Here is a 16,215-nt window from a genome sequence, read left to right as displayed (position 1 = left end):
ATGGACCGGGTGCGGCTGCGGCCGGTCGTCGAGAAGGACCTGGTGATCTTCGAGGAGGAGTTCGCCACTCCCGAGGGCACCGGGCCGTTCCAGTGGTTCGGTTTCCGCGACCCGGTGCGGCAGCGCCGCGCCTTCTACGAGACCGGCCTGCTCGGCGACGAGGCCGGCACCCTCACCGTCTGCGCCGACCACGACGTGGCCGGCCGGATCGACTGGTTCAAGGGCTACTGGGGCCCCGGCCCCAGCTCGTGGTGCTGGACCATCGCCATCGCCCTGCGCCCGGCCTTCCAGGGCCGGGGCATCGGCACCGAGGCCCAGCGCCAGCTCGCCGCCTACCTGTTCGCGCACACCCGCGCCCACCGCATCCAGGCCTTCACCGACGTGCGGAACCTCGCCGAGCAGCGCGCCCTGGAGAAGGCCGGCTTCACCCGCGAGGGCGTGGTACGGCAGGCGCAGTGGCGCGACGGCCGCTGGCACGACCAGGTCCTCTACTCGCTGCTGCGCCCCTGACCCCGCGGGGTCAGGCGGGCCTCGAACCGGTCACCAGGTAGACCACGTCCCGCGCGATCCGCACCGCGTGGTCGGCGTAGCGCTCGTAGTAGCGGCCGACGAGGGTGATGTCGATCGCCGGCTCGACGCCGTGCTGCCACTCCTTGGCGAGGATCTCCCGGAACAGCTTCCGGTGCAGCCGGTCCATGGCGTCGTCGTCGCCCTCCAGCTCCAGCGCCGACTCCACGTCGCGGCGCGCGATGCAGCTCCCGGCCTTGGTGACGATGTTCTCCGCGATCTGCCCCATCTCCAGGATGGTCGGCCGCAGCTCGACCGGGATGGCCGAGTCGGGATGGCGGAGCCGGGCCACCTTGGCCACGTGCTCGGCGAGGTCGCCCATCCGCTCCAGGTCGGTGCCCATCCGCAGCGCGGTGATGATCATACGGAGGTCGACCGCGACCGGCTGCTGGCGCGCCATGAGCTCGAAGATCGACGCCTCGATCTCGGCGAAGAGGCGGTTGACCTCCTCGTCGCGGGAGATGACGCTCTCGGCGAGCGGCAGATCGGAGTCGAGGAGCGCGGTGGTCGCCCGGGAGATGGCCGAGCGGACCAGGCGGGTCATCTCGACGAGCTTCACCGTGAGGGCGTCGAGTTCTTCATGGTAGGCGTCACGCATGGCCTCCACGGTATGTTCCGCGCGATGAACGACCCCCTACCGCGAAGTGAACTTTGCGGGAAGCGTCCAGGTCGGGGGTCGGGTGTCCGGAAAAGCCCACCTACCATCGAAGACATGAGTGAGATGGCCATGAGCTTGGCCGCCCTGGCCGGATTCGTGGTCGGCGCGTTCGCGGTGTTGTTCTACCGCAACCAGATCGAGACGCCGAACAGGACCGACGGTTCCGACGATGGCGAGGTGGGGGCCCTGCCGCAGGGGGTCGCCTCGGTGCTCGCCGTACTGCCCAGCAGCGCAGTCGTCCTCGACGCCCACGACCGCGTGCTGCGGGCCAGCTCGGCCGCACGCGCCTTCGGGCTGGTGAAGGGCGACCGGCTGATGGCCGCCGAACTGCTCGCCCTGGCCAGGCAGGTGCGCAGGGACGGCGAGATCCGCGAGAGCGAGATCGAGGTCGCGGGGCACCGCTTCGGCCAGGAGTCGACCAGCTTCGCCGTCCGGGTGGCCCCGCTGGGCTCGCACGGCCAGGTGCTGGTGCTCGCCGAGGACCAGACCGAGCGCCGCCGCGTCGAGGCGGTCCGCCGCGACTTCGTGGCCAACGTCTCGCACGAGCTCAAGACCCCCGTCGGGGCGCTGAGCCTGCTGGCCGAGACGATCCAGGACGCCGCCGACGACCCCGAGGCGGTCACCCGCTTCGCCGGCCGCATGCAACTGGAGTCGGCCCGGCTGACCTACCTGGTGCAGGACCTCATCACCCTCTCCAGGATCCAGGGCGCCGAGCCCATCCCCACCCCCGGCCAGGTGCCGATCGACGAGATCGTGCACGAGGCCATCGACCATTCCACGACGAAGGCCGCGGGCAAGGACATCACCCTGGTCTCCGGCGGCACCGAGGGCCTGCGCGTCTGGGGCGACGACGAGCTGCTGGCCACCGCGCTGCGCAACCTGATCGACAACGCCATCGCCTACAGCCCCGAGCACACCCGGGTCGTGGTCAGCACCCGCCCGGCCGGCGAGTCGGTGGAGATCAGCGTCAGCGACCAGGGCATCGGCATCCCCGAAGAGGCCCTGGAACGCATCTTCGAGCGCTTCTTCCGGGTGGACGCCGCCCGCTCACGCGCGACCGGCGGCACCGGCCTCGGCCTGGCCATCGTCAAGCACGTCGCCGCCACGCACGGCGGCGAGGTGACGGTCTGGAGCAAGGAAGGCTCCGGATCCACCTTCACCCTGCGGCTGCCCGCCTTCGGCGGCACCGCGGTGGCCGTACCTACTGCGAAAACCCTCACGGAGGTTCCCTCATGACCCGAGTTCTCGTGGTGGAGGACGAGGAGTCGTTCTCCGACGCGTTGTCCTACATGCTGCGCAAGGAGGGGTTCGAGGTCTCCGTGGCGTCCACCGGCCCCGAGGCGCTGGAGATCTTCGACCGGAGCGGCGCCGACATGGTGCTGCTCGACCTGATGCTGCCCGGCCTGCCCGGCACCGAGGTCTGCCGCTCGCTGCGGCAGCGCTCCAAGGTGCCGGTGATCATGCTGACCGCCAAGGACAGCGAGATCGACAAGGTCGTGGGGCTCGAACTGGGCGCCGACGACTACGTCACCAAGCCGTTCTCCTCGCGCGAGCTGGTCGCCCGCATCCGCGCGGTGCTGCGCCGCCAGGGGGACGCGCTCGACGAGCCGGAGAGCGCCATCCTGGCCGCCGGGCCGGTGCGCATGGACGTCGACCGGCACATCGTCTCGGTCCGCGGCCAGCAGGTGCAGCTCCCGCTCAAGGAGTTCGAGCTGCTGGAGGTGCTGCTGCGCAACGCCGGCCGGGTGCTGACCCGCGGCCAGCTCATCGACCGGGTCTGGGGCGCCGACTACGTGGGCGACACCAAGACCCTCGACGTGCACGTCAAGCGGCTGCGCGCGAAGGTCGAGGCGGACCCGGCCAACCCGCGCTGCATCCTCACCGTGCGCGGGCTGGGCTACAAGTTCGAGCCCGCCGAGTAGGACCCCGGACGTACCTGAGGGGCGGTACGGCTCGCGCGAGCCGTACCGCCCCTCAGGCGTTGTGCGGGGACCGGCGGTCAGGTGGCCTCGCCGGAAGAGGACTCAGTGGCCGCCGGAAGAGGCCTCAGAGGGCGTAGGAGTGGCCGAGGGCGTCGGGGCGGGGGTGGCGCCCGGCGGCATCGGGTAGGCGGTGTACTCGCGGCTACGGGTCACCACGGGCACGGTCAGGTCGACCTCGCCGGCGGTGGCGAAGCGCAGCTTGATGCGGGCGCTCTCGCCGCCCCGCAGCGCCTTGGTCAGACCGGTGATCATCAACTGCGGCGTGGGCTTGCCGGTGTCGACGAGCTTTCCGGCCGGGAGCTGCACCGGGGCGGTCACCTTGATGGTGCCGAGGTCGCTGGCGGCGTCCTGGAGCGTGTCGCCCGCGTAGGAGAGCAGGTTCAGGTAGAGCGGCGCGGAACCGCCCTGGGTGAGCTGCGCGCCGGAGTCGGGGCCGAGGACGAAGGCCTGCGGGATGCTCAGGCCGCGCGAGCCGTACGCGCTGCCGTCGGCCTCGATGAGGGCGGCGCCTTCGACCGGCTGGTACGGCTTGTTGGTGTTGGCATCGAATCCGGCGGAACAGCCGGCCAGAACCGGGGCTGCCAGGAACGCGGCGGCGGCGATAATCCAGCGTCGGCTGGTCACGGACTCTCCTTACCATGGAGCGGAGTTGGCACCGCCAACCTTATCCATGAGATCCCATGGTCATTTACGCGCCCCTGCAGGTCATTAGCTATGCCAGCCTTTGCGATTCATAGAGTTGTAGGCTTGTCAAGCCCTAATATGCGGCTTTGACCTGCAGTTATGGTGATTTCACTGTTCCGGGAGACTCTGGATGCGTGGTACCCTGGAGTACAGCGGAAGGGGTACTTGTCACATGACTTTCCAGGTCGGCGACACAGTCGTCTACCCCCACCATGGGGCTGCTCGGATCGAAGAAATCACGACCCGAACCATCAAGGGTGTGGAAAAGACCTACCTGGTGCTCAAGGTCGACAAGGGCGACCTTACCGTCCAGGTGCCAGCGGAGAACGCAGAACTCGTCGGTGTGCGCGACGTTGTGGGCCAGGAAGGCCTTGAGCGCGTTTTCGACGTCCTGCGCATGCCTCACACCGAGGAACCGACCAACTGGTCGCGTCGTTACAAGGCCAACCTTGAGAAGCTGGCTTCGGGTGACGTCAACAAGGTCGCCGAGGTGGTTCGCGACCTTTGGCGGAGGGACCGTGAGCGCGGTCTTTCTGCGGGCGAGAAGCGCATGCTGGCTAAGGCACGGCAGATACTGGTAAGCGAGCTCGCGCTCGCCGAGAAGACGAACGAGGACAAGGCGGAAGCGCTTCTCGACGAGGTGCTGAACTCCTGAACGCGAACTTTCCACGGGTGGGCGTCGGTGTCGACGTCCACCCGTTCGCATCTGGGCGTCAACTGCACCTCGCCGGCTTGCACTGGCCGGACGAGACCGGCCTCGAAGGCCACTCCGACGCCGACGTCGTCTGCCACGCGATCTGCAACGCGTTGCTGTCCGCGTCCGGTCTCGGCGACCTGGGCGCGGTCTTCGGCACGTCCGACCCGCGCTGGGCGGGCGCTTCCGGCGCGGACCTGGTCGAGGAGACCGTCCGCCTCGTGGGCGAGGCCGGCTTCCTGATCGGCAACGTGGCGGTCCAGGTGGTCGGTAACCGGCCCAAGCTGGCCCCCCGGCGCCAGGAGGCCGAGAAGGTCCTCTCGGAGCTCGTGGGGGCTCCTGTGAGCCTCAGCGCGGCCACCACCGACGGTCTCGGCTTCACCGGGCGCGGCGAGGGCCTCGGCGCGATCGCGACCGCACTCGTGGTGAACCGAACCGCCGACTAGCGCGTCTTCTTTGCGGGATGCGTGAGGGTGTCCCGGCGGGCGGTGCCGTAAAGCCCGCCGAGTACGGGGACGGCGGTTCGTCACTGGCGCGGTACGAGCCGCCGTCCCTGCTTTTCCCGGAGAGCGGCATGAGCCGCCGTCCCTGCTTTCGCGGATAATCGCAGGTGAGGCCGGGTAGATCTCTCCTCAGAGGGGGGATTCACATGATCGGTTCCATCATCTGGGCCATCGTCTTCGGCATCGTCATCGGTGCGATCGGCCGGCTCATCGTGCCCGGCAAGCAGAACATCTCGATCGGGATGACCTGGCTCGTCGGCATCGTCGCGGCTCTGCTCGGCACGCTCGTGGCCTATTTGCTGGGCCTGTCCGACACGCGTGGCATCAACTGGTGGGAACACATCATCCAGGTGTTGTTCGCCGTGGTGGGAGTGTGGCTCGTGGTGTCACGGGGATCCGGGACGCGAGGCGCACGTCCTACCGCCTGAGCTGCGCGTTCGTAAAGAACGCGCATAAAAGTGTGGCACGGGGTATGTCGCTCGCCGGGAGAGTGAAGGTGTCACTTTCGCGGGGAGGTTTCATGACCATCCAATCCATTCTCGGTGCGATCGTCATCGGTGCCGTGATCGGTGCCATCGGGCGCCTGCTGCTTCCTGGCAAGCAGGCCATCGGGTGGATCCTGACCATCGTCGTCGGCATCGTCGCCGCGCTGATCGGAACGGCTATCGCCCAGGTCATGAACGTCGAGACGACGGCTGGGATCGACTGGATCGAACTGGTCATGCAGGTCGTCCTGGCGGTTGTCGGTGTCGGCCTGGTGGCCGGCCTGCGGCGCGGTCGAAGCAGCAGGCTGTGACACCCATGACCTTGTGACGGAACGCAGAAGGCAGGGCGCCCTTGGCTGGGGTGCCCTGCCTTCGTTGTTGTGTCCTGCCTATTCGGCGTCCTCGTCCTCCGGTGGGAGGGGGGTGCTGCGGCGCCTGCCCGAGGGGGCCTCGCCGTACGGCTGCCGCCGCCCGTGCGGGGGATCGGCGGCCTCGGGGCCGTGCTCGGGGTCGGGGTTGTCCTTGAACACCCGGACCGGCTGGGTGTCGGCGTCGCGCTCGCTCACCGTCTCGGGGCGGGGGTGGACCAGGACGTCGCTGGGCTCGGGCCTGGTCAGGTCGCCCCAGCGGACGGGGCGACGCTCTTCGGGTGGTTCGGCGGGTGGTTCGGCGGGCGTCTTTGCGGGCTCGGCTGTTACGGCGGGTTCCCGGTTTTCGGCGGGTTCGCGCTTTTCGGCTGGCTCCGGGAGTTCGGCGGGCTCGTGCACCGGCTCCCGCGTTTCGGCGGCCTCGCCGATTTCGGTGGCGTCGCGGTCTTCGGAGGGCGCGGGTGTCTCCGGCGTGTCGGCTGGCTCGGAGCGCTCCAACTCGTGGTCCGCCGCCACCTGGGGCCGAGCAGGCTGGTCCCGGAGGTCTGGAACCTCTTCCCGATCCTCCGGAGCCTCCCGAGGTTCGGGAACGGTCGCCGGAACGAAGACCGGCAGCGGCTCGGTCCGAGCCGTCTCCTTGACGATGGGCAGCGGCGGCGTCTCAGGCGCGGGCGTGGGGCCGACAACCGGGGTGGGCTCGTGTTCGGTGACCTCGAGCTCCTCCCCGTCCGCCGGAAGCGGCGGCGGCGCCGCGGCGTCCCGCCGGAACGGCACGAGGTCCTGCTCCGCCGTACTCCTGGAGTCGGCCCGCCGCTCCTGCACATGCTTGATCAGCACGAGCCACATCCACAACGCCACCGCCAGCATGACCCAGGGCGCGACCGCGGCGACGATCGCCGCCTGCCGTACGTCCACCTGGAAACCGGTGGCCGACGCGACGTTGACGACGGCGGCGCCCACGATCAGGAGCACCAGCACGAGCGCGGCCTGGAGCCGCGCGAGCAGCCGCCCCGAGGTCAGCAGGAGCACGCTGACCAGGGCGACGACCAGGAGTGCGTCGAAACCGACCGGGTAGAGAAAGGCTAGTTCGGGGCTGACCCGCGCCTGGAGGGCGAGGTCGCGCAGGTCGTGGAAGGACAGCGCGCAGGCGGTCGCGGTGAGCGCGGCGACGCCGAGCCCGGCGAGGGCCACGCCGAGCCGGCGCAGGGTGGAGGGGGGAGTCACGTCCATGGCGTTTCGAGCCTACAGAAGAATGAGACGTGAAACCGATCAAGGGGAGATGAGATGACCGAGCTGCCCGAGGGCGTGCGGAAGCTGTACGACGCGCCGAACTACGCGACGGTGACCAGCCTCAACCCGGACGGCGGACCCCAGTCCACCGTGGTGTGGGTCAGGACGGACGGGAACGACATCCTGTTCTCGACGGTCAAGGGGCGGCGCAAGCACCGCAACTATCTCCGCGACCCCCGGACCACGCTGCTGGTCATCGACCCGGAGAATCCGTACGTCTACGCGGAGGTCCGCGGCACGGTGACCATGGAGGACGACCCCACCGGGGACCTGATCCAGGAGCTCTCGCGGCAGTACACCGGCCAGCCGTGGCAGGAGCCGGAGGGGAACGAACGGGTAGTCGTTCGTGTACATCCGGACAAGGTGCTTCTGCGGGGCTGATAAACAACGTGAGACAAGCCCGGAGGCGTTAGCCTTGCCTACGTGAGCCTGCGCCTTTACGACACCAGCACCCGCACCGTTCGCGAGTTCGTCCCGCTCCAGGCGGGACATGTGTCGATCTACCTGTGCGGGGCGACCGTGCAGGCTCCTCCGCACATCGGGCACATCCGCTCGGGCGTCAACTTCGACGTGCTCCGCCGCTGGCTGCTGCGGAACGGCTACGACGTGACGTTCTGCCGCAACGTCACCGACATCGACGACAAGATCATCCGCGTGGCCGCCGCGGACCAGGTCCCCTGGTTCGTGGTGGCCGAACGCAACCAGCGCGCCTTCACCTGGGCCTACGACCAGCTCGGCTGCCTGCCGCCCACCGTCGAGCCGCGCGCCACCGGCCACGTGCCCGAGATGATCACGCTCATGGAGCGGCTCATCGAGCGCGGCCACGCCTACGCCTCCGGCGGCGACGTCTACTTCAGCGTCAGCTCCTGGTCCTCGGAGTACGGCAAGCTCTCCAACCAGAAGCTGGAGAACATGCGCGCCGCGGGCGACACCGACGACGAGTCGTGCAAGCGCGACCCGCGCGACTTCGCGCTCTGGAAGGGCGAGAAGCCCGGCGAGCCCACCTGGCCGACCCCCTGGGGCCCCGGCCGGCCCGGCTGGCACCTGGAGTGCTCGGCCATGGTGACCAAGTACCTCGGCCCCACCTTCGACATCCACGGCGGCGGCCTCGACCTCGTCTTCCCGCACCACGAGAACGAGCTGGCCCAGTCCCAGGCGGCCGGCGACGCCTTCGCCCGCTACTGGATGCACAACGGCATGCTCAAGATCGGCTCGGAGAAGATGAGCAAGTCGCTCGGCAACTCCCTGCTCATCCCCGACCTGCTGCAGAAGGTCCGCCCGGTCGAGCTGCGTTACTACCTGGCCACGCCGCACTACCGCTCCTCGATCGACTTCTCTGAAGACTCGCTGCTGGAGGCGGCCGCCGCCTACCAGCGCATCGAGGGCTTCGTCACCCGCGCCGCCGAGGTCATCCACGACGTCGACGCCGACGCCCCGCTGCCGCAAGCCTTCAGCGACGCGCTCGACGACGACCTGAGCACCCCGCAGGCCGTCGCCGTCATCCACGAGGTCGTCCGTGAGGGCAACGTCGCGCTGGGCCGGGGCGACAAGGAGGCCGTCGCGCGGCTGCTGGCCGAGACCCAGAACATGCTCGACGTCCTGGGCCTCGACCCCCGCTCCCCGCAGTGGCGTACGGCCGGCACCGACCTCACGCCCGTGGTGGACGCCCTGGTCAAGGTCGCCCTTGAGCAGCGCGCCGCGGCCCGGGCCCGCAAGGACTACGCCGCTGCGGACGCCATCCGCGACTCCCTCACCGCGGCGGGCATCACCGTCGAGGACACCCCGCACGGCGCCCGCTGGGAACTCTCCCGCTGACGCCGCGCTCCCTTGATGTACGGCGAGACGGCCCCGTGTAGGGCAGCGGCCACCCCTCGCCGTCGTCCCGGTATGGGGCGAGTCGGATCTGAGGCGCTAGTACCCTGGATGCATGAGGAAACGGGGACCGCTCAAGGGCAGCGGCGGAAAAGTACGTCGCGGCCTGGCCGGCAAGGGCGCGACCCCGCCCGCCGAGGCGCGTCACTGGTACAAGGACAAGGCCAGGGCCGAACGCCTGGCCCGCGAGGAGCGGTCCGGCGGCGCCTCACCCTCGCCGCGCCCGGCCCCCCGCCAGCGCCGCTCCGAGGACTCCCCGGAGTACATCGGCGGCCGTAACCCCGTCCTGGAGGCCCTCCAGGCCGGCGTCCCGGCCTCCGCCCTCTACGTCGCCACGCGTATGGAAGCCGACGACCGCGTCCGCTCCTCCCTGCGCGTCGCCGCCGAGACCGGCCTGGCCGTGCTCGAAGTCAGTCGCGACAAGCTCGACCGCCTCACCGAGGGGGCCGTGCACCAGGGCATCGCCCTGCAGATCCCGGCCTACGACTACGCGCACCCCAGCGAGCTCATCGAGATCGCCCAGGACGCCGCCGAGGTCCCGCTCATCGTCGCCCTCGACGGCGTCACCGACCCGCGTAACCTCGGCGCCATCGCCCGTTCCGCCACCGCCTTCGGCGCCCACGGCCTGCTCGTCCCCTCCCGTCGTGCCGCCGGTGTCACCGGTGGCGCCTGGAAGACCTCGGCCGGCGCCCTGGCCACCATGCGGGTCGCCCGAGCCTCCAACCTCACCGCCGCCCTCCGTGAGTACCGCGACGCCGGCCTCTTCGTCGTCGGCCTCGACGGCGGCGCCGACGCCACCGACCTCGCCGACGTCACCCTCCTCGAGGAGCCGTTGGTCATTATCGTCGGCTCCGAAGGCAAGGGCCTGTCCCGCCTCGTCCGCGAACAGTGCGACGCCGTGGCCCGCATCCCCATGCAGGCCGCCGCCGAGTCCCTCAACGCCGGCGTCGCAGCGGGCATCGCGTTGTACGAGGTCGCTCGTCAGCGACGACGCTGAGCGTCTAGACTGGGTGGCTGTGCCGACTTAGCTCAATCGGTAGAGCATCTGTCTTGTAAACAGAAGGTCAGGGGTTCGATTCCCCTAGTCGGCTCTGCTGCTCAAAGGCCCTTCCGGGAGATCCGGAAGGGCCTTTGTGATCTCCGTAGAGCAACCTCTCCGACTTCTGTCAGCCCTTCCTGCGATGATCTTCCCCTTCGCCAAGGTCGATGGAGGTCAGCGTGGCTGATGACGAGGTGGCGCGGGAGACGACCTACCTGCACTACAGGCAACTGCTCGATGACAGTTGGATGGGAGGGGGCATCTGCTGGACGGTGGTCGTTCCTCACAATGGGCCCCCGTTGAGTCTCACGGAGATTGCCGAACGGGTGAGTGAAGGGGGACGCTACGAGGCCCATGAGACGGACACCTTCGAGAGCGAGGAAACCAGCCTCTGGCTGTCGGATGACGCGCCCTGGGCGATGCTCGTCGATGGTGCAGACCAGCCACCAACTCGATCGGCTTCGCCATGGACGGTGAAATGGTGTTCTCCTTCAATGCCATGAGCGGGTCCACAGTTGAGTTGATCGACTCTGCAGTACAGGCGACGCCCGACGGGGTGATCCGAGCCACTGCCAAGGCTAAGCGGACGTGGACAGAGACCGCCACAGCAGGTGAGGGACGTGAGGTGTCGAAGGTCGGGAAAGCTGCAGACCAAGTGGAGCCCAGTGCACCTACGATCTTGATTCACGTGTTCGACCGTTGCGGTGGCATGACCACGATTGAGATGCATCCTCGATGCCCACGAAGACGCCACCGATCACACCGATACAGGAGGAACTGTCCCCACTGGCTGCGGCAATTCTACGGTATCTCAGCGCCTCACTTCCGCGTTGAGCTGCGCAGGTGGAACGCCCCCAGGATGCACCGTTCTGACTGCGGGGAGACTACATGCTCTCGGGCTACTGCTCCCATTCAGTTCTGATCGATTCGGACAACCCCCGGGACCTGTGTACGCCGAGATGGATGCCAACACCGGGAGGAAAGCCGGTGATGGGTATCGATAACGATGGCTGCTCGGCCCCTGTCATTGGAGACAAGCCGGAGAAGTGGCTCAACTTCCGTGTCGCATGCGATTCTCACGATTACGGATACGGTCTGATCAGGATGGGTTCGCTTCCGGCGGGCAGGCGCCTAGCCGTGGACGCCGTTATGCACACGATCGTCGTTGAAAGGATTTGCTCTGCCCAGAGCACGAAGCCGTACAAGAAGTTCGGCGACCCTGAAGACGAGGATGAGATGGTAGTGATGTCCAAGCGAGATATCTGCAAAACCTGGGCTGGCAGATTTAAGTTCGCAGTTAACAATTTCGGCTGGACGCATGTCTAGCTGAGCTAGCGGCGACCCTGGCGCTGGTCGCGTCAATCTGGCTGGCGTCAGGGCTCACCATCAAGTGAGAGTGGGGAGTATGGATAATCGGGAGGATCCAGAGCGGTCGTGGTCAAGCCGCAGGCCCTGGCCGGGCGCGCTGGCGATATGCGTCTACGCCCTTTCGGTCGTTTTGCTGGCCATCGTGACCGAGAATGGGGCTATCGGGGATCCGATGTATGGCTACATTCTCTCGGTAGGGATTTCCTTCCCCTTGTCGATCGGGGGAGTGCTTATTGGCCTCTTGCTCGAACCGTTGGAACTAGGGCGGCATGCCGATAACGCGATATTCGTTGGACCGGGAATTGTGCAGGCGGTAATATTCTGGTGGATGCTTGGTTGTCGTAGAAAGCTTGCACTTACGGGAATTCTGATATTTGCACTGGTGATTGGCGCATGCGGGCTCGCGTTTCTCTTCGATCAGTGGGAATATCGTCGACCCTGGGGGGTGGCATTTCTGGCGCTAGGCGTCCTGCAAGCTGCGCTGGTGATGGTCGGCTGCTTGCGGCCCCGATCTATGCCTTGACTGTCGACTCTGATAAGCCCTGCTGAGCTGCTGGCGAAACGGTTCGACGTTGTGGAGCAGATCCAGCGCCACGACTGGTGGTCCACTGTGGATAACCGATACAAGGCGTCGATGGCGCTCCTGGAAGCTGCAAAAGCCTGACCAGGTCAGAACAACGAACGCCTCTGCCTCAGGGAGGGGCGTCTTCATGCTTGGGCCTGCGAAGCTGCTGCCATCGTACGCGGCGTCCGGCTCGTCACGGGCGCCCGCATGCCCCCGGTCAGGCGTCCACGAACTGCCGGTCGCGGGCCCGCAGGAGAGCTGAGGGGAGCAGGATCCATACCTGGGCGCGTCGTTCCAGCAGGCCCTCGTCCAGAAGGCGGGTGCAGGTCTTCTGCGCCCACGAGCGCGTGTATCCCACGTTTCCCAGATGGGCCGCATGTCGGCGGTCGCGAACTCGGCTCGCCCTTCCTCTGCCCACGAGCACAACGTTTCCCAGAAGGTGGCGGCGGGCGCGTTCGTGCGTCGTCCGCGGCTCTGGGTCTGGTGGGGCGGGGAAGGCGATGTTCGGGTCGGCGGTGGAGACGATCGGCTGGCGGGGGTCGATGTTCTCGTCGCCGGGTTCGGGGAGGATGCCGGCCTCGCGCAGGATCCGCTCGTCCTGGGCGGTCCCGTCCGCCTGGCTGGTGTCGGCGCCTTCTGCGGTGGGGGAGTGGCCGGCGGCCCGCGCGCGGGCCTTGGTCACGACGCGGGCGGTGAACTCATCGTCTGGATGATCTTGACTGTGTCCGTTGACGTCGATCAACGCCCGGCCAGGGTGGCTGGCCTTCCAACCGCGCGGCGCCCCACCGGGGGCGTACTCGTGCTCCAACTGCCGGTCGGTGAGGGACCGCTTGCACTCTGACCAGCCCATCATCCCGAAAGTCATCCGCCCGAACTGGCAGCGGACCACTCCGATGTCGGCGACATCGCTGTGGTGGAAGTGCTGTAGCGAGACGAACACCCGGCCTCCGGCGGAACGGATCTCCTTCAAGGTGAGCTTGAAGTCGTCGCACTCCTCGTCCGTCATCGCCGCCACGAGGTTGGGGAACTCCTCCAGCCACACCATCCAGTACTTCAACCCGCACCCGGCTCGCCAGAAGGCATAGCTGCGCTCGGTCAGCCACGCCGTACGGCGAGGGATCTTCTGCCGTATGTCCGTGAGCATGGCGACCCCGCCGCTGCCGGTGTATTCGACCACGTGCAGCGCGGGCAGCAACGGGCCGAGCGTCTGGCCTGCCTTCGCCGGGTCCCAGGCGAAGATCGCGACATCGGAGCGGGTGATGGCCTCCCCGAGCCACCCCCCACGCGCCGCCGAACCCCTTGGCGGCGCCGGTCATGTCAGCGGGCCGTCAGCGGCCGGGTTGAAGAACCGCTGCGCGTAAGTCTTGGCCGGCAGGTGCGCCCCCTGCGGGCCGAGAAACACAAACCCGCCATCTTGGCACGGCTGCTCCGGCTTGCTTCGCCGCGTGGGGGTCAAAGGGCGGCGCATCGCCAACGGGCTGAGATGATCCGGGGCCTGTTCGCCGCCGCTCACGCACACAAGGGCGCGAGGCCCGCGGTGTCGGTCGGCCACGCGTACCTGACGCGCACCGGCGCCATCGCAGAGCGTCTCCAGCAGCGGCTCGATCGGGCGTCCAGACGCGCCCGCCGCCGGGGTCGGCCAGTGCCTAGTTCAGCACTCGCCGAGCCATGGCGATCGCGAGTACGTATTGCGTACATCTCACTAGCCTTCGGAGGAACAACATCGTCTGGCAGACCTGCACCACCCGCCTCCCGTCCGAACCCTTGGCTGGCCCGAGCAAGAGGGCTGGTGTTGTGGTACTTGCTCCAATGGCTCCAGGCCTCCTGCGCTCACAATGGTTCGGACAACCCCCCGAGGTGGGTCGGCTCCGCTGACACGAAAACCCTGAACAAGGTTGCCGCTCGGGGTCTTCGTCCGTCGTTCAGAGGATGGGGTGCACGAGGGTCCGCAGGGTGTCGTGGAGTTCGGTTGGGCAGGGAACGTGGCGGTTGCCGGTGGGGTGGAGGAGGCCGGCCTGTTCGGCGGTGTACAGGGCGGTGAGTTCGGCGGCGAGGGCGGGTGAGAGGCCGCTGTCGATCAGGAGGGTGGTCCAGTCGGACTGGGGGATGGGGAGGACTTCGAGGGGTTTGCCGAGGAGGGCGGAGAGTTCCTTGGCGACCTGGCGTTCGGTGTAGTGAGGGGGGTCCAGGGCGAGGATGTCGTCGGCGGGCGAAGAGGTGGTGAGGGCGGCGGCGACAGTGGTGCCGATGTCGCGGGTAGCGACCATGGGGATGGGGTGGTCGGCGGAGTCGGCGAAGACGGGGTAGATGCCGAGGTCGCGGGCAGTGTCGAGGAGAGTCTCGACCTTTTCCTGGAAGTGGGGGGCGCGGATGGCGGTCAGGGTGACGCCGGTGCGCCGGAGCTGGGTTTCCAGGTGGTGGAGCCAGCGGATGGGGCCGGTGCCGTCGGGGAGTTCGGCGCCGATGGAGGAGAGCATGACGACGTACGGCACGCCGCTGTCAGCAACGGCGCCGGCGATGGAGTCGGCGAGGTGGCGGTGGCCGGCGTCGGGGTCGGGGAAGGTCGGGTCGGTGGGCAGCATGACGAAGGCGGCACGGCAGCCGCGGAAGGCGGCGGCGAGGGCGGCTCGGTCGGCGAAGTCGGCCAGGGCGATCTGGGCGCCGGCCTGGGTCCAGGTTTCGGCCTTGGCGGCGGTGCGGATGATGGCGCGGACGGGTTCGCCGTGGGCGAGGAGTTCGCGGGCGGCTGCGCCGCCGACGTGGCCGGTCGCTCCGGTGATGGCGTACATGGGGTGCCTCCGGTATGAGGGGTCTGGGGGATGTGGACCCAGAACTTCCCCTGGTATGAGGGTCTGGGTGGTGCGCGCCCAGGACTCCGTCCGGTGTGAGGGGGCGGAGTGGTGTGCCCCTGCACTCCCTCCGGTGCGAGGGGTCTGGATGCACCACCCAGCACTCCCTCTGGTGCGAGGGCCTGGGTGTACACCACCCCGAACTCCCTCAGGTCCAAGGGGTCTGGGTGGTCTGTGTCCCAGTGAACGCGGCCCGGCGTAGACGATCCATATTTCGTCCGCTCGATTGCATGTCTGTGCGTCTACACTGGCGGCGTGGACCCGCTGGCTGACCTGCTCGATGGTGTCCGTGCGCGCAGTGCGGCGTTCTGCCAGGCCGTACTGGAACCGCCGTGGTCGTTGCGGATCGCCGACGAGGCCGCGCTGGCGCTGGCCACTGTGTTGCGCGGACATGCGTGGGTGGTGCCGGATAAAGGGGAGCCGGTGCTGATGAGGGTCGGGGACGTGACCATCGTCAAGGGGCCCGCGCCGTACACGATCTCCGATGATCCGGCGACACCGCCGGACGTCGTGGTGAAGCCGGGCAACCGGCTGATCAGCATGGACGGCGTGGATGTGACCGAGCAGCTACGGCTGGGCCCGAGGACGAGCGGGTACAGCCCGGACGGCTCCGCGGTGGTGGCCAGCGGGACCTACCAGGTCACCGGGGAGGTGAGCGCGCGCCTGCTCAACGCGCTGCCCGAAGTCGTGCTGGTACCCCGGTCGAGCGTGCAGTCGCCGATCATGGAGCTGCTGGCGCAGGAGGTCAACGGCGAAGGGCCGGGGCAGCAGGTGGTGCTCAACCGGCTGCTGGACCTGGCGTTGATCGCGACGCTGCGGGCGTGGTTCGCCCGGCCTGAGGCGCGGGCGCCGGGCTGGTACCAGGCGCAGAGCGATCCGCTGATCGGGCCGGCGCTGCGGCTCATCCACGGTGACCCGGCGCATCCCTGGACGGTGGGGCTGCTGGCGGACAAGGTGGGGGCTTCACGGGCGGCGTTCGCAAGGCGGTTCGCCACGCTGGTGGGGGAGCCGCCGATGGCCTATCTGACCGGGTGGCGGATGGCGCTGGCGGCGGATCTGCTGCGGTCGTCGAGTGTCACCATCGATGAGGTGGCGCGGCAGGTGGGGTACGCCAATCCTTTCGCGTTGAGCGTGGCTTTCAAGCGGGTGCGAGGCATGTCGCCGAGTCGGCATCGCTCCGGCGGGTGACTTCCGGGGAATACCGGAAGGGCCGCACCGAGCGTGCGGCCCACGCGGCCGGTAACCCCGAGAAGGCCGATCACCCCGAGAAGGCCAGAAACGGGCCCGAAGG

General features: G+C 68.3%; 19 protein-coding genes and 1 tRNA gene. 15 read left to right on the top strand and 5 right to left on the bottom strand.

Annotated features, from left to right (window positions below; translation table 11 throughout):
* The gene (locus ACIBG7_RS05235; RefSeq protein ID WP_357915496.1) at positions 1 to 510 is read left to right on the top strand and encodes a GNAT family protein; all 510 of its coding nucleotides are present in this window, start codon (positions 1 to 3) and stop codon (positions 508 to 510) included.
* Between the two features lie 10 nt (positions 511 to 520).
* On the opposite strand, the gene phoU is transcribed toward ACIBG7_RS05235, so the two are convergent.
* On the bottom strand, positions 521 to 1,165 hold the full coding sequence (phoU, locus tag ACIBG7_RS05230) for a phosphate signaling complex protein PhoU (RefSeq protein WP_357915499.1): 645 nt from the start codon (positions 1,163 to 1,165) through the stop codon (positions 521 to 523).
* Between the two features lie 114 nt (positions 1,166 to 1,279).
* On the opposite strand from phoU, the gene ACIBG7_RS05225 reads away from it, so the two are divergent.
* Positions 1,280 to 2,461 (top strand): ATP-binding protein, encoded by a 1,182-nt coding sequence (locus ACIBG7_RS05225; RefSeq protein ID WP_357915502.1) that lies wholly within the window; start codon positions 1,280 to 1,282, stop codon positions 2,459 to 2,461.
* Positions 2,458 to 3,147 (top strand): response regulator transcription factor, encoded by a 690-nt coding sequence (locus ACIBG7_RS05220; protein WP_357915505.1) that lies wholly within the window; start codon positions 2,458 to 2,460, stop codon positions 3,145 to 3,147. The genes ACIBG7_RS05225 and ACIBG7_RS05220 overlap by 4 nt, the downstream gene beginning before the upstream one ends.
* A gap of 102 nt (positions 3,148 to 3,249) precedes the next feature.
* Here the strand turns inward: ACIBG7_RS05220 and ACIBG7_RS05215 are convergent, their stop codons facing one another.
* Positions 3,250 to 3,831, bottom strand: coding sequence for a copper chaperone PCu(A)C (locus tag ACIBG7_RS05215; protein ID WP_357915508.1), 582 nt, complete (start codon positions 3,829 to 3,831; stop codon positions 3,250 to 3,252).
* A gap of 232 nt (positions 3,832 to 4,063) precedes the next feature.
* Between ACIBG7_RS05215 and ACIBG7_RS05210 the strand changes: the two genes are divergently transcribed.
* The 4 genes from ACIBG7_RS05210 to ACIBG7_RS05195 all read left to right on the top strand — a co-directional run bounded on the left by ACIBG7_RS05210 (position 4,064) and on the right by ACIBG7_RS05195 (position 5,884).
* Positions 4,064 to 4,546, top strand: a complete 483-nt coding sequence (locus tag ACIBG7_RS05210) for a CarD family transcriptional regulator (protein ID WP_181615762.1) — start codon at positions 4,064 to 4,066, stop codon at positions 4,544 to 4,546.
* A gap of 17 nt (positions 4,547 to 4,563) precedes the next feature.
* Entirely contained in the window at positions 4,564 to 5,031 is a 468-nt protein-coding gene (gene ispF / locus ACIBG7_RS05205; RefSeq protein WP_397335224.1) for a 2-C-methyl-D-erythritol 2,4-cyclodiphosphate synthase, read from the top strand.
* Between the two features lie 203 nt (positions 5,032 to 5,234).
* Entirely contained in the window at positions 5,235 to 5,516 is a 282-nt protein-coding gene (locus tag ACIBG7_RS05200; protein WP_357915514.1) for a GlsB/YeaQ/YmgE family stress response membrane protein, read from the top strand.
* Positions 5,517 to 5,608: 92 nt separating this feature from the next.
* Positions 5,609 to 5,884: a GlsB/YeaQ/YmgE family stress response membrane protein gene (locus ACIBG7_RS05195; protein WP_357915517.1), complete on the top strand. Its 276-nt coding sequence runs from the start codon at positions 5,609 to 5,611 to the stop codon at positions 5,882 to 5,884.
* 78 nt (positions 5,885 to 5,962) lie between these two features.
* Here ACIBG7_RS05195 and ACIBG7_RS05190 read toward each other — a convergent pair whose 3' ends face one another.
* Positions 5,963 to 7,171 (bottom strand): DUF2637 domain-containing protein, encoded by a 1,209-nt coding sequence (locus ACIBG7_RS05190; protein WP_397335223.1) that lies wholly within the window; start codon positions 7,169 to 7,171, stop codon positions 5,963 to 5,965.
* 54 nt (positions 7,172 to 7,225) lie between these two features.
* Here ACIBG7_RS05190 and ACIBG7_RS05185 point away from each other — a divergent pair, with 54 nt between their 5' ends.
* The 7 genes from ACIBG7_RS05185 (at position 7,226) to ACIBG7_RS05155 (ending at position 12,033) form a co-directional block, all read left to right on the top strand.
* Complete coding sequence (locus ACIBG7_RS05185) at positions 7,226 to 7,612, top strand: PPOX class F420-dependent oxidoreductase (RefSeq protein ID WP_357915523.1); 387 nt, start codon at positions 7,226 to 7,228, stop codon at positions 7,610 to 7,612.
* A gap of 42 nt (positions 7,613 to 7,654) precedes the next feature.
* On the top strand, positions 7,655 to 9,046 hold the full coding sequence (gene cysS, locus ACIBG7_RS05180; RefSeq protein WP_397335222.1) for a cysteine--tRNA ligase: 1,392 nt from the start codon (positions 7,655 to 7,657) through the stop codon (positions 9,044 to 9,046).
* Positions 9,047 to 9,158: 112 nt separating this feature from the next.
* The gene (gene rlmB, locus ACIBG7_RS05175) at positions 9,159 to 10,100 is read left to right on the top strand and encodes a 23S rRNA (guanosine(2251)-2'-O)-methyltransferase RlmB (RefSeq protein WP_397335221.1); all 942 of its coding nucleotides are present in this window, start codon (positions 9,159 to 9,161) and stop codon (positions 10,098 to 10,100) included.
* A 21-nt stretch (positions 10,101 to 10,121) separates the two neighbouring features.
* Positions 10,122 to 10,194, top strand: a tRNA-Thr gene (locus tag ACIBG7_RS05170).
* 127 nt (positions 10,195 to 10,321) lie between these two features.
* On the top strand, positions 10,322 to 10,645 hold the full coding sequence (locus ACIBG7_RS05165; RefSeq protein WP_397335220.1) for a hypothetical protein: 324 nt from the start codon (positions 10,322 to 10,324) through the stop codon (positions 10,643 to 10,645).
* Positions 10,646 to 11,030: 385 nt separating this feature from the next.
* Complete coding sequence (locus tag ACIBG7_RS05160) at positions 11,031 to 11,468, top strand: hypothetical protein (RefSeq protein ID WP_397335219.1); 438 nt, start codon at positions 11,031 to 11,033, stop codon at positions 11,466 to 11,468.
* Between the two features lie 79 nt (positions 11,469 to 11,547).
* On the top strand, positions 11,548 to 12,033 hold the full coding sequence (locus ACIBG7_RS05155) for a hypothetical protein (protein WP_397335218.1): 486 nt from the start codon (positions 11,548 to 11,550) through the stop codon (positions 12,031 to 12,033).
* A 259-nt stretch (positions 12,034 to 12,292) separates the two neighbouring features.
* Here the strand turns inward: ACIBG7_RS05155 and ACIBG7_RS05150 are convergent, their stop codons facing one another.
* Both ACIBG7_RS05150 and ACIBG7_RS05145 read right to left on the bottom strand, forming a co-directional pair.
* Positions 12,293 to 13,270: a hypothetical protein gene (locus ACIBG7_RS05150; RefSeq protein ID WP_397335217.1), complete on the bottom strand. Its 978-nt coding sequence runs from the start codon at positions 13,268 to 13,270 to the stop codon at positions 12,293 to 12,295.
* Positions 13,271 to 13,997: 727 nt separating this feature from the next.
* Positions 13,998 to 14,864 (bottom strand): NAD(P)H-binding protein, encoded by an 867-nt coding sequence (locus tag ACIBG7_RS05145; RefSeq protein WP_397335216.1) that lies wholly within the window; start codon positions 14,862 to 14,864, stop codon positions 13,998 to 14,000.
* Between the two features lie 315 nt (positions 14,865 to 15,179).
* Between ACIBG7_RS05145 and ACIBG7_RS05140 the strand changes: the two genes are divergently transcribed.
* Positions 15,180 to 16,112 carry an AraC family transcriptional regulator gene (locus tag ACIBG7_RS05140; RefSeq protein ID WP_357915544.1) on the top strand — a complete coding sequence of 311 codons (933 nt, stop codon included), beginning with the start codon at positions 15,180 to 15,182 and terminating at the stop codon, positions 16,110 to 16,112.
* Positions 16,113 to 16,215: the final 103 nt, after the last annotated feature.

It is taken from the genome of Nonomuraea sp. NPDC050328 (assembly GCF_044459405.1).
GTDB lineage: Bacteria > Actinomycetota > Actinomycetes > Streptosporangiales > Streptosporangiaceae > Nonomuraea.
Note: the sequence above shows the minus strand (reverse complement) of the source record. Positions and strands in the feature narration are given on the sequence as shown.